Below are 11,738 nucleotides of genomic sequence, written 5' to 3'. Positions count from 1 at the left end.
GCCCATTATGGGCACCCGTGTTCAGCTCATCGTCGCTGGTGGAGCGTGAGGTCGGCGACAAGGGCGCGATGGTCGGTGCCGGCCAGGTCCAGGAAGCGGACGGCGCTCGCGGAGAAGTCCTCGGAGAGCAGCACATGGTCGATCTGCACACCGAACGTCGGTGTCGTGCGGGCCGGCCAGCTGGGCGTGCGGTCGTGACCGTCGAGCCGGGCGGCGTCCTGCATGCCGGTGTCCAGGATGCGGCGGAAGGCGGCGTGGTCCTGGGAGGCGTTGAAGTCCCCGGCGAGGACGAGGGGCGTGCGGTGGTCCTCGGCGGCGAAGTCCCGCAGCTCGCCGAGCTCGCGCCGCCACACGTCGGTCCGGCCGGGCAGCGGCGGCATGGGGTGGGCGAGCTGGAGCCGTACGGCGTTCCCGCGCACGTCGGCGACGGCGCCGGGCATGGCCATGGTGCCGGGGACGTCGTCGGCGGCGTCGAGGGGGAAGCGGCTGAGGACGAGGGAGCCCTTCGAGCCGGCGAGCACGGTCGCGGCCCGGTGCGGATAGTCGCCGCCCAGTTCCTTCCTGAGGGTGTCGTCGCAGCCGGCGTCGCACTCCTGGACGAACACGATGTCCGGCTTCGCGCGGCGGACCGCGGCGGCGAGGGCGTCGGCGGCCTGCCCGAACTCGACGTTCGAGGTCAGCACCCGGAAGGAGACGACCGGGGGCCCGACCGGCTGGGTCGTCCTGCCGTACGGCTCGATGAACCAGGCAAGAGCGCCGAGCAGCGCGAGTGCCCACACGACGCCGAACCACCAGCGGCCCAGCACGGCGAGCAGCAGCCCGAAGCCGGCGGGCACGAGCAGCCACGGCAGGAACGCCAGGAGCTGCGGGACGGGGGTGATGCCGTCGGTGTCGGCGATCCGGCAGCCGACGACCACGCTGACGAGCAGGAACATCAGGCCGGCCACCCAGGCGCCGAACCGCCGGCCGCCGCGCCGTTGGGGCATGCCGTCCGGTCGTGCCGTCCACTCGGCAGCCGCAGTGTCCAAGTCCCGGCCTTCCGCTCGCGGGTGCGATGCCCGAATCCTCCCTCAAAGACGGGGCCCGTGGGGCGAAGGTTGCGAGGAGCCGTCGACGTGCTCCAGGAACGCGGCCAGCGCCTCGTCGAACTCCCGCGGCCGCTCCAGGTTCGGCATGTGGGCCGCTCCCTCGATCACCCGGAGCGTCGAGTGCGGGAGTGCCGAGTGCATGGCCTCGGCGTCCGGCACCGGGGTGTAGGTGTCGTCGGCGCCCACGACGACCAGCGCGGGGACGGTGACCCGGGTGAGCAGCTCGCGGTAGTCGGGGCGTTCGGCACGGCCGCGCAGGGCCGCCGCGGCCCCCTCGGGCGGGGTCGCCGTCATCATGCCGTGGACGTGGGCCTTGACCTCGGCGGACGCGTACGGCGCGACCATCAGCTCCAGCACCTCGTCGGCGTATCCGCGCATGCCCTCGCGCAGCAGCCGGTCCGCCATGGCGGCGCGGGTCCGCCTGCCGTCCTCGGTCTCGGCCGCGGGGAAGGTGTCGGCGAGGACCAGTCCCCGGATGCGGTCGGGGAAGCGGGCGTAGCACTCCATGACGATCTGGCCGCCCATCGACAGACCGCCGAGGACGAAGGTGTCCACCTCCAGGTCGTCCAGCAGGGTCTCGATGTCCGCGGCGAAGACGGACAGCGGGGTGATGCCGGGGACGACGGGGGAGGCGCCGTAGCCGCGCAGGTCGGGGGCGACGACCCGGCGGGTGGCGGAGAACGTCCCGATCTGCGGGGCCCACATCGTGCGGTCGAAGGGATGGCCGTGGACGAGGACGAGGGGGACCGACGAACTATCGGCGCCTTTGTCCTCGTATGCGAGGAAAGGGGTCATGTGAACGACCCTAGATCGCCTCAACTCCTCGGTGCAATAAGATCTTTGCCCTCGGTGCAATGTCAGGGAGGACACGTGAACGACTACCGGCGCATCGCCGACCGCATGGCCGACGACATCACCGCCGGACGGCTCAGGCCCGGCCAGCGGCTGCCCCCGCAGCGGGTGTTCGCGCGCCGGCGCGGGATCGCCGGGTCGACGGCCGGTCGGGTCTACGCCGAACTCGTACGGCGCGGGCTGGTCGTCGGCGAGGTCGGCCGCGGCACCTTCGTACGGGCCGCTCCCGAGGGCACCGGCCGGGCCCTCGTCGAGGCCGCGACCGCGGCGCCGGTCAACCTGGAGCTCAACTACCCCTCCGTTCCCGGCCAGTCCGAGCTGCTCGCCCCGGCCCTCGCGCAGCTCCAGCGCCCCGACGTCCTCACCGAGGCACTGCGCCCGTCCCCCGCCACCGGCACCTCCGCGGCCCGCAGGGCGGCGGCCGCGCTGCTCGCCACCCCCGGCTGGCGCCCCGCCCCCGAGCAGCTGCTGTTCGCCGGCAACGCCCGCCAGGCCGTCGCCGCCACCCTCGCCTCCCTGGTCCGGCCGGGCGGCCGGGTCGGCGTCGAGGCGCTGACGTACCCCGTGGTCAAGGAGATCGCCGCCCGGCTCGGCATCACCCTGGTGCCGCTGGCCACCGACGAGGAGGGCCCGCGCCCCGACTCCGTCGCCGCCGCCCACCGCAGCGCTCCCCTGGCCGCGCTCTACCTCCAGCCCACCCTGCACAACCCGACCTCGCTGACGACCGGCCCCGAGCGCCGGCGCCTGCTCGCCCGCACCGCGCTCGACCTGGGCATCCCCGTCGTCGAGGACCGGATCTGGTCCTTCCTCACGGACGACGACCCCCTCGCCGCGCACGCGCCGGGCCTCACCCATGTCGTCGACGGCCTCTCCAAGCGCGTCGCCCCCGGCCTCACCGTCGGCTTCGTCGCAGTCCCCGAGGCCCGCGTCGAGGCGGTGGCGGCGGCCGTGCGGTCCGGCGGCTGGAGCGCGGGCCGCTTCGCGCTGGAGGCGGCCGTGCGGTGGATCGAGGAGGGCACCGTGCGGCGGCTGGTCGCGGCGAAGCGGGCGGACGCGGCACGCAGACAGCGGGTGGTCGCCGAGGAGCTGCGGGACTTCGCCGTACGGTCCGATCCGCGCGCCTATTTCGCCTGGTGGGAGCTGCCCGCACCGTGGCGGGCCGACACCTTCACGGCCGCCGCGGCCGTGCACGGCATCGCGGTGACGCCGGGCCCGGCCTTCGCCGTCGACCCCCACCGCACCCCGGACGCCGTCAGACTCGGGCTCGCGTCGGCTCCTGAGCCGGATCTGCGGCGGGCGCTGCGGACGCTCGCCGGCGTCGCGCGAGGAACTCCGTGAACCGGCACGCCAGGGCCACGGCCAGACCGAGGACGACCAGCAGCCAGGACACCGTGCGCAGGGTCTGCGTCAGGGCGTCGTAGATCGCGCCCGCCGCCGGGCGGTGCGCCGCCTCCCCGATGTCGGCCAGGGTGAGGCGGCGGCCGATCGCCACCGCGAGGGCGAGGAGCGCGCCGCCCAGCGCCGTGCCCAGGGCGGTCGCGGTGACCGCGCGGCGGCGGCACGCGGCGACGGCGATACCGGCCGTGGCGAGGACGGCCGCCGAGACCGGCAGCCAGAACCCGGCGACCTCCAGCACGTCGTACCCCTTCCTGAGCCGGGCGACCTCGTCCGCCGGGAGCACGGGGACCTCGGTGTGCTCGACCGGGATGCGCCGGGCGAGAAGGACGTGGTCCTCGGTGAGCCGGCGTTTGACCTGCGCGGTGATCGGGGCCAGGTCGACGGTGACCGCGCGCTCGCGGTCGTCCCGCAGGGCCCGCAGCACGGCGTCGTGGACGGCCCTGTTGCCCGCGTCCCACGCCGTGCGGAAGGCGTCGGTGCGGGTGAACGAGCGCACCGCGTCGTCCACGAAGGGCCGCACACTGCCGGGCTCCGGCGCCGCGGACGACGCCTCCAGCCGGTCGTCGACCTCGTCCAGGATCCCGCCCTCGACGGAGTCCGCGACCGCGCCCTGCACGGCCGGGTCCGCGGCGAGCGGCGCCATCGCCGTGACGTACCGGCCGGTGTCGGCCAGCCCGTACGTCACGCAGGCCGCGAGCGCGCCGAACGGCACGAGCAGGCACGACAGGGCGATCAGCGCTGCCGACAGGGCGTTGCGGAGACGGGTGGACACCCCTTCAGGCAAGGGTCACCGGGGCGGATGCGCCAGCGGGACGCCCGCATACGGCCGCACGGCACCGCTCTCCGGTGGAGGGTTCACCCGAACGGGTGTCTCATGGATCAGGGGAGAGGACCGGGTTCGTGGGTGGATAAGGGGAAACGGGTCGGCCCGGCCGCCGACAGCGCTGTCGGCGGCCGGGCCGACCCGTGCGTTGCTCAGCGGATGCGATGACCGGCCGCGTCCTCGTGCGTGTAGTAGCGGTAGAACATCACGACGAACGTGACCGCGCCGATCACCGCCCCCATCACACAGGACCTGATGATGGCCGCGCCGGCCTCGCTGTACAGGAATCCGAACGCGGCGCCCACGAAGGCCGCCCACACGATGGCGTGCAGCTCGCGCCGCATGTGCGGGGCCAGGGCGCGGACGCCGACGTAGGCGATCATGAACACGGCCGCGGTGACGAAGCCGAAGAGCAGGTTCCAGCCGGTGATCTCGCCGCCGGAGCGCCGGTTCGCCGCGGCCCAGTAGCCGTAGATGAGCCCCAGGACCACCGGTGTCACGATGCCCGCGATGCGGTGGGTCCGTGCGCTGAAGACGTCGGGCAGCGGGGTGAGCGCCGCCGGGGTCCGTGCGCCGGGCGCGGGTGCCGCGTGAGCCATGAGAGCACTCCTCTCTCCTCGCCCCCGCCATCAAGGGCACACCCGGGAGCGGTCGGACGGCAAGTCGGCGTGCGTGCCGGCCTGGGTGACCCGGGTCCGGGTACCCGGATGCGGCGGGCCTGACGTCGTGCTTGTCTGAGGCGCATGAGGGCCGTCAGCGACGGTGCATCCGGCCTGAAGGGCGACGCGCGCCGGCAGGACCTGCTGCGCGTGCGGGGCCGCAGCGTCGCCTGGCTGCCGCCGCTGGTGCTGCTCATCGGCATCGTGGTGGTCGACTTCCACACCAGCAGCGACTTCCGGGTGCTGTCCTGGATCGTGCTGGTGCCCGGTATCGCCGCCGCGATCTGCGGGGTGCGGGGCACGGCCGTCTTCGCGGTCCTCGCGCCCGCCACGTACGTCGCCGCGGACGCCGTCCTGCCGCACCAGTACCAGGCCGGGCTGCCCGACCTGGTCCTCGCCGGCATCGGTGGCGTCCTCGCCACGGCGGCCTGTGTGGTCCGGGTGCGCGGCGAGCGCCGCATGGTGCACATCCAGGACGTCGCCGCCACCATCCGCCGCACCGTGCTGCGCCCCCTGCCGCCGGGCTGGGGCGGCCTGGAGCACGCCGCCGTCTATCTCGCCGCCGACAGCGAGGCCAGGGTCGGCGGCGACTTCTACGACATCCAGATCGGCCTGCACGGCACCCGCGTCATCCTCGGCGACGTCCAGGGCAAGGGGCTCGGCGCGGTGGAGGTGGCGGCCGCGCTGCTCGGCACGTTCCGGGAGGCCGGGTACCACGAGCCGGACCTGGCGGCGGTCGCCCTGCGCCTGGAGGAGCGGCTCCAGCGGCACATCCTCATGCGCGAGGCCCTCGGCCGGGAGGAGCGCGACCGCTTCGCCACCGCCGTGCTGATCGGCTTCCCCGACCACGAGGCGGAGGCCGTCGAAGCGATCGTTCTCGGCCACGACTGCCCGCTCGTCGTCGGCCCCGACGGCGTACGGCACCTGCCGCCCGGCCACGGCCTCCCCCTCGGCATGGCCGAACTCGACCCCCTGGGCGAGCCGCTCCCCGTGCTGCACGCCCGTCTGCGTCCCGGCGAGACCCTGCTGATGACCACGGACGGCGTGACCGAGGCCCGGGACGACCACGGCGCCTTCTACCCGCTCGCCGCCGACGTCACCGCGGCCGTCGCCGCCGACCCGGGCATCGCCCGGCCCCTGCGGCTGGTGGCCTTCGTGCGGGAGCGCACGCTGCGGCACTGCGGCGGGCATCTCGCCGACGACACCACGGTGTTCGCGGTGCGGCGGAGTGCAGGTGCCGGGAAGGGTGGGGGGAATGGGGACGGAAATGGACGTTTGCGGGGCTGAGAACCCTTCTTTGCACCCGCAGCGGTTACGGTGCTGCCGTAAGTGATCGACGGGGGATGGGGAGGGACCGATGCCCGGAACCGTGCTGTTGCTGGCCGCCTCACCGGCAGGCAAGGGCTGTCTGGTGGACGCCGCCTCCGTGCTTCCCGTCCTCGCCGCGGTGCCGCCCCCGGTGCTCTCGGGCACCGACACCGCGAACGTCGTCGAGCTCGCCGACCCGCTGGAGCCGCAGGCCGTCCTCACCCGGCTGCGGGCCGCGGCGGCCGCGCCCGGGCCGCTCACCGTGTTCGTCGCCGGGCAGCTCCAGCTCGACAGGCGCCAGCACCTGCCGCACCTCGCGCTGGCCCGCTCGACCCCGGCGACCGTCCGCTACACCGGGTTCCCCTGGCACTGGTTCCGTGAGGAACTGCGGCTGCGCCCACCGGGTTCGACCTCGCTCGTCGTCGACCTGCACGCCGACTCGGAGACCTGGGAGTGGCTGCTGGCCAACCCCCTCGACTCGGGGCGCACCAGTGCCGTGTACGGCCGTGTCGCCCCGCCGCCGAACCGCCGTACGGTGGCGGGCCCCGCGTACATGAAGGCGGTCGCGACGCTCCTGCGCAGCGGGCACCGGCCGCCCCTTGACCAGCTGCACCAGCAGGCACTCGCCCGGATCGCGCCGGAGGCCGGCGTGGGCACGGACATCGTGCTGACGGCCCAGGCGCCGGCGCAGGCCCCCATGCCGGTCTACGTCCCGAGCCCCCCACCGTCCCCGGCACCCGCCGCGCAGGCTCTCGTGCCCAGCGCCCCGCCGGCCTCGCTGCCGACTCCCGCACCGGCTCCCGTGCCCACCGCCCAGCCGACCCTCGTACTGGCCCCCCTGCCGGATCTGCCGCCCCGTCCCACACGGAGCCCCGCCCCCGTCGACCCGCACGCCGCGATCACCGCCGCCGTGCAGTTGGGGCAGCACGGTGACGCCGACGCGTTGGCCGCGCTGGAGGAGCACGGGGCGATGCGGGCGCACGGGCCCGCGTCGCCGGAGGCCCTGCACTGGAGCGAGGTGCGGGCGGACCTGGCGATGCTGGCGGGGGACCCGGTGCGCAGCTGCCGTACCTGGCTGACCGTCGCCTCGGCCCGGCTCGGCGCGGGGCAGACCCCGGACACACCCGCGGTGGAGGCCGCGGTGGACCGGGCCCACCACCAGTGGGGCCAGATCCGCGACGCGATGCTCGCGCGTGAACTGGGGTCCTCCCTGGCCGAGTTGCGGAGCCGGGTGCCGGGGCGCCGCAGGGGCGCCCTGGCCAACGTCCACCAGCGCCTGAAGGAGCTTCAGGTCAGCGGGTGAGGGTGAAGCTCAGCGGGTGAAGGTGAAGTACTTCCAGCCGCCGTACGTCGTCGCGTTGACGTTGTCGCCCGACTTCGTGTCGATGTAGGACGAGCGGATCCGGAAGCGCACGCCCGTGGGCGGGTTGTCGTCCAGCAGGACCGAGTCCTTGCCGTAGCGGTCGAGGCCGAAGTACTCCGTGGCCGTCGTGTGCCAGGCGCCGCTGTAGAACTGCTGGATCTGGAACTGGTACTTGCGGCCCGGGTACATCGTCATCGACGTGTTGTGGACGGGGTCCTTGGACTGGTGGAAGTAGGAGTACTTCTCGTTCCAGGCCGTGGCCGTCTTGTAGGCGCCGCTCAGCGACGACGAGACGCTCACCTTCGTGTAGACGGTGTTGGTCGTCGCCCGCGCCGCGTACCGCGTGTCCCCCGTGAACTTGGCGCTGATCTTGGCGTCCCGGGTCAGGCGGACGGTCGCCGTGAGGTTGCCGTGCGAGTCCACCGTGCCCTTCTTCACCAGGGCGTTGGGCTTGTCGGAGCCGTAGGGGTCGGCCCAGATCTCCAGGGTGCGGTTCTTGTAGGTGGTGCCGAGGTGGGCCGTGAAGGTGACGCTGCTGTTGTAGCCGTACACCTTGAGGTTGTTGTCCAGCGTCACCGTGGCCGCCGACTTCGCGACCGTCACCGAGTGCGTGGCGGTGGCGCCCGCGTGGTCCGCGTCGCCCGCGTAGGAGACGGTGTACGTCACCTTGCCGCCGGCCGGCGGGCTGTCCGGATAGGAGTACGAGCCGTCGGTGGCGACGGTCGCCGTGCCGAGCGCCTTGCCGGCCGGGGACTCCTCGTCGGTACGGGTGACGGAGACCTTGGTGCCGGCCGGGAACGCCGAGGACGACGTCAGCGTGCCGGTGACGGTGAGCTGCTGGGCGCGCGGCGCCGTCGCGGGGGCGTTCGCCGTGAGGGTGGTGGGCGTCTTGGTCGGGGCGTCGAGGATCCGCAGCGTGTACACGTCGCTGTCGTTCAGCGACACCGCGAACAGCCTGCTCTCGTCCGGCGCCCATGCCAGGCCGCGCGGGGCGAGGGTGTCGGAGCCGCTGCTGTTGCCGGTGTTGGGGAAGTCGTACTGCCTCAGCGGGGTCGACACGCCCTGCTTGAAGACGTGCACGTCCGGGTCGTACCAGGAGAAGGTGCCGGCCGCGACGTCGCCGTTCGGGGCGATGTCCACCGCGTTCGGGTAGGTGTTGGTGACGTACTTGCCGTCCGCCGACAGGTCGGACAGCTTGTAGGCCGCCTGGTAGTACGGGGCGCCGCTGGCGGTGATCACGTCCTTGCCGTCGGGCGTGACCGCGAGGTCGGCGAGGTTGCCGCCGCCGGTGTTCCCCGGGTCGAAGGCGTACGCGCCGCGGCTCGCGGTGCCCGAGGAGACGTCGTACACGGCGAGCACGACCGGGCTCTGGCCGGGCGCGCCCGCGACCAGCGTGCCCGGGGCGCCCGGGGAGGCGTCCAGGATCGGGGCGTCGTAGAAGGTGCGGGCGGTGTCCTGGCCGAGGGCGAGGACCGGCTCGGTGCCGCTCAGGTCGAGCGAGCCGATGTTGCCGTCGCCGCCGGAGCCGTAGCTGAACCAGACCTTGCCGCCGGTGAGGGCCACGTACTCGGGCGCGGCCGTGCCGGTGGACCAGCGGTGGGCCTCCGTCGCGGTCGCGGTGTCGATGGCCACGATCGCGTCGGCGTCGCCGACGGCCGCGTACACGGTGCCCGAGTCGGGCGACAGCTCCAGGCCGCGCACGCCCGGCAGCGAGCCGACGGTGCCGACGACGGCGCCGGCGTAGTTCGTGACGACGACCTGTCCCGCGGTCGGGTCGCTGATGAAGACCCGCTGGTGGGAGCCGTCGACGACGATGTCACCGGTCGACTTCAGGGGCAGGGAGACGCCTGAGTCGGCGGCCGCCGACCCGGCGCCGGTCGCGACCAGTGCGACCGAGCTGAACAGGACCGCGAGTGCCGTCGCGGCAGGGAGAGTGCGTCTGCGCACGGTTTTCGAACCCCCCGGAACGAAAAAGAAAGGGAAGGCGACCGCGGCAGGGTCACGCGTACCGCCTGAATGATCGAAGGCTAGGTCACGACACTGACAGCCGGGTAAAGGCGGCCGTAAGAGACCGGTGAGAACGGCCGGAAACCCACCGTGGGGCCGGATGGTGCCGAGATCGGGGCCGGACGGTGCCGGGATCCGGGGGTTCCTCCCGGCGGCGCCGCAGCGTCACCCGGACGGCTCGGCGCGCTGGTGGTGGCCCTCCCGGGGTGGTGCCTTATGAAGACGTGCCGATCTTGGGCGCGCCCTCGACACCAGCCCAGGAGGCCCGCGATGCCCCGTCCCCAGGCCCGTGCCGTCATCGTCTCGGCGCTCTCCGCAGGCGCGCTGCTGGCCGCGCCCGCGTGCTCCGTCTCGTGGCCGGACCGGGCGGCCTCGGCCGGTCCCGCCTCCCCCGCGGCACCGAGCGGCCGGACACGGGCGCCCGCGGCCGCCCCGACGCTCACCGAGGCCCAGGCGCGGTCGGCGCTGATCACCGAGGCCGACCTCGGCGAACCCTGGGTGGCCACCGACGGGTTCGCCACCTGGCGGGACACCATGCTGAAGGCGTCCACCGACTCGGCGGAGTGCCGGCGGCTGCTCGACGCCCTGTACGCGGAGGACCTCTTCGGACCGGACGCCCGCACCCGCGCCTCGACCGGCCTGGACGACACATGGGACGGGGCCCAGCTGCGCTACCGGATCGTCGCTCATCGCCCCGAGGACGTCGACGCGACCCTGGCGTGGCTCGGCAGCCTGCCCGACGAGTGCGGGCAGTTCGGCGCGACCGCGCGCGGCGGGCAGCTGGACGTGGAGGTCAGCGAGGCCGAGATGCCACAGGTCGGGGACGCCCGCCAGGGTCTGCGGATCGTCCTGCGCGGCGTCTCCGACTCCGACGAGGCACCCACGCTCACCCTGCACCTCGCCGCCGTCCGGGTCGGCGACGACGCGATCACCGTCACCAACGGCGGCCTCGCCGACGTACCGGCCGATGCGACCTGGACGGCCGTGGAGCTCGGCGCCCACCGCCTTCAGGAGGTCAGGGAGCGGGGCCGGCAGGACGTCTAGCGCGTCGCGCCGGGCGGCTCAGACCACGCCCACCAGCACGATGACCAGGGCGGGCAAGGTGATGAAGACGGTGCCGATGTAGACGGCGAGGACCCACCGGTGCTCGGAGGCGACGCCGGCGAGTTTCTCGGCGCAGAACAGCGGCACGGGGCGCAGCAGCGGGATCACATAGATCACGACGATCGCGAAGAGGTTGTAGATCAGGTGCACGAAGGCCGCCTGGAGGCCGATCTTCGCGTCCGGTCCGACGCCCGCGAACGCCGCGAAGACCACCGTGAACGTCGTGCCGAGGTTGGAGCCGACGACGACGGGATACACCTGCGCCGGGGTCAGGATGCCCGTTCCGGCGAAGGGGACCAGCACGGACGTGGTGATGGTCGAGGACTGGGTCACGACGGTCACCCCCATGCCGGACGCCATGGCGAGGTAGGGGTTGCGGCCGACGGCCTTGATCAGGATGTCGCGGGCCCTGCCGACCATGAGCAGTTTGAGCAGTTTTCCCAGGTAGCGGACGGCGACCAGGATCAGCAGGGCGCCGATCACGATGGTGAACAGCGGACCGAGTGTGCTGCTGACGTGCGAGGTCGCGTGGATCACTCCGCTCTCCACCGGCCTGGTGGCCGCCCGCACGAAGTTGAAGTGGGCCGGGTTCGGCAGCCAGTCCGTGCCGTACAGGGCATCGGTGAGCGCCCCGCTGATGTGCTCCAGCGGATGCCAGATCAGCTCGATCGGGAAGAAGATCAGCAGCGCGAGCCAGTTGTAGAAGTCATGGACGGTCGAGGCGCCCAGCGCCCTGCGGAACTCCGTGCGATTGCCGATGAAGGTCAGCGCGACCAGGCTCGTCGTCACGGTGGTGCCGACGTTCGCGCCCAGGATGATGGGGATCGCGCCCTCGATGGGCAGCGCGCCCGACCCCACGGCGGTGACGGCGATGGCGGTCGTCGTGGTCGACGACTGGATCAGGACCGTACCGAGAACGCCGACGCTCAGCCCGACCCACGGGTGCGAGGCGAAGGCGAACATCGTGTGCGCCGCGTCGCTGCCCAGCCCCGCGAAGCCGCGGCTGATGATGCTCACGGCGCAGATCAGCAGGTAGATCAGTCCGGCGACACCGCACCAGCCGAGGGCCTTGGTCCAGGTGGGGAGCTGGATGGCTTCGTCGTCGCTGTCGGACGTGGCATCCGCCATGAACCAAG

At 73.3% G+C, this 11,738-nt stretch carries 10 protein-coding genes; 4 read left to right on the top strand and 6 right to left on the bottom strand.

Annotation, left to right across the window (positions count from 1 at the left end; genetic code table 11):
- Positions 1 to 26: 26 nt before the first annotated feature.
- Entirely contained in the window at positions 27 to 1,028 is a 1,002-nt protein-coding gene (locus CP983_RS21050) for an endonuclease/exonuclease/phosphatase family protein (RefSeq protein ID WP_167537743.1), read from the bottom strand.
- Between the two features lie 42 nt (positions 1,029 to 1,070).
- Positions 1,071 to 1,883 (bottom strand): alpha/beta fold hydrolase, encoded by an 813-nt coding sequence (locus CP983_RS21045; RefSeq protein WP_150501137.1) that lies wholly within the window; start codon positions 1,881 to 1,883, stop codon positions 1,071 to 1,073.
- Between the two features lie 75 nt (positions 1,884 to 1,958).
- Between CP983_RS21045 and CP983_RS21040 the strand changes: the two genes are divergently transcribed.
- Positions 1,959 to 3,278, top strand: a complete 1,320-nt coding sequence (locus tag CP983_RS21040) for an aminotransferase-like domain-containing protein (protein WP_150501135.1) — start codon at positions 1,959 to 1,961, stop codon at positions 3,276 to 3,278.
- Here CP983_RS21040 and CP983_RS21035 read toward each other — a convergent pair.
- Together CP983_RS21035 and CP983_RS21030 are read right to left on the bottom strand one after the other, a co-directional pair.
- Positions 3,193 to 4,110, bottom strand: coding sequence for a hypothetical protein (locus CP983_RS21035; RefSeq protein WP_150501133.1), 918 nt, complete (start codon positions 4,108 to 4,110; stop codon positions 3,193 to 3,195). The genes CP983_RS21040 and CP983_RS21035 overlap by 86 nt on opposite strands.
- A 203-nt stretch (positions 4,111 to 4,313) precedes the next feature.
- On the bottom strand, positions 4,314 to 4,760 hold the full coding sequence (locus tag CP983_RS21030; protein WP_150501131.1) for a hypothetical protein: 447 nt from the start codon (positions 4,758 to 4,760) through the stop codon (positions 4,314 to 4,316).
- Positions 4,761 to 4,904: 144 nt separating this feature from the next.
- Here CP983_RS21030 and CP983_RS21025 point away from each other — a divergent pair, with 144 nt between their 5' ends.
- Both CP983_RS21025 and CP983_RS21020 read left to right on the top strand, forming a co-directional pair.
- Positions 4,905 to 6,107 carry a PP2C family protein-serine/threonine phosphatase gene (locus CP983_RS21025; RefSeq protein WP_150501129.1) on the top strand — a complete coding sequence of 401 codons (1,203 nt, stop codon included), beginning with the start codon at positions 4,905 to 4,907 and terminating at the stop codon, positions 6,105 to 6,107.
- 70 nt (positions 6,108 to 6,177) lie between these two features.
- Positions 6,178 to 7,431 (top strand): hypothetical protein, encoded by a 1,254-nt coding sequence (locus tag CP983_RS21020; RefSeq protein WP_150501127.1) that lies wholly within the window; start codon positions 6,178 to 6,180, stop codon positions 7,429 to 7,431.
- A 9-nt stretch (positions 7,432 to 7,440) separates the two neighbouring features.
- On the opposite strand, the gene CP983_RS21015 is transcribed toward CP983_RS21020, so the two are convergent.
- Positions 7,441 to 9,438, bottom strand: a complete 1,998-nt coding sequence (locus CP983_RS21015; RefSeq protein WP_150501125.1) for an Ig-like domain-containing protein — start codon at positions 9,436 to 9,438, stop codon at positions 7,441 to 7,443.
- 330 nt (positions 9,439 to 9,768) lie between these two features.
- Between CP983_RS21015 and CP983_RS21010 the strand changes: the two genes are divergently transcribed.
- The gene (locus CP983_RS21010; RefSeq protein WP_167537742.1) at positions 9,769 to 10,542 is read left to right on the top strand and encodes a hypothetical protein; all 774 of its coding nucleotides are present in this window, start codon (positions 9,769 to 9,771) and stop codon (positions 10,540 to 10,542) included.
- Positions 10,543 to 10,560: 18 nt separating this feature from the next.
- Here the strand turns inward: CP983_RS21010 and CP983_RS21005 are convergent, their stop codons facing one another.
- Positions 10,561 to 11,730 carry a thymidylate synthase gene (locus CP983_RS21005; RefSeq protein ID WP_229914997.1) on the bottom strand — a complete coding sequence of 390 codons (1,170 nt, stop codon included), beginning with the start codon at positions 11,728 to 11,730 and terminating at the stop codon, positions 10,561 to 10,563.
- Positions 11,731 to 11,738: the final 8 nt, after the last annotated feature.

The sequence above is a fragment of the Streptomyces chartreusis genome (genome assembly GCF_008704715.1).
Taxonomy (GTDB): Bacteria; Actinomycetota; Actinomycetes; order Streptomycetales; family Streptomycetaceae; genus Streptomyces; species Streptomyces chartreusis.
The sequence above is the reverse complement of the archived record's forward strand: the minus strand, read 5'-3'. Positions and strand labels throughout refer to the sequence as shown.

Excerpts from the sequence above, each read along its gene's own strand:
- CP983_RS21025 (WP_150501129.1), top strand. The coding sequence starts at position 4,905 with ATGAGGGCCGTCAGCGACGGTGCATCCGGCCTGAAGGGCGACGCGCGC.
- CP983_RS21020 (WP_150501127.1), top strand. The coding sequence starts at position 6,178 with ATGCCCGGAACCGTGCTGTTGCTGGCCGCCTCACCGGCAGGCAAGGGC.
- CP983_RS21010 (WP_167537742.1), top strand. The coding sequence starts at position 9,769 with ATGCCCCGTCCCCAGGCCCGTGCCGTCATCGTCTCGGCGCTCTCCGCA.
- CP983_RS21045 (WP_150501137.1), bottom strand. The coding sequence starts at position 1,883 with ATGACCCCTTTCCTCGCATACGAGGACAAAGGCGCCGATAGTTCGTCG.
- CP983_RS21005 (WP_229914997.1), bottom strand. The coding sequence starts at position 11,730 with ATGGCGGATGCCACGTCCGACAGCGACGACGAAGCCATCCAGCTCCCC.
- CP983_RS21030 (WP_150501131.1), bottom strand. The coding sequence starts at position 4,760 with ATGGCTCACGCGGCACCCGCGCCCGGCGCACGGACCCCGGCGGCGCTC.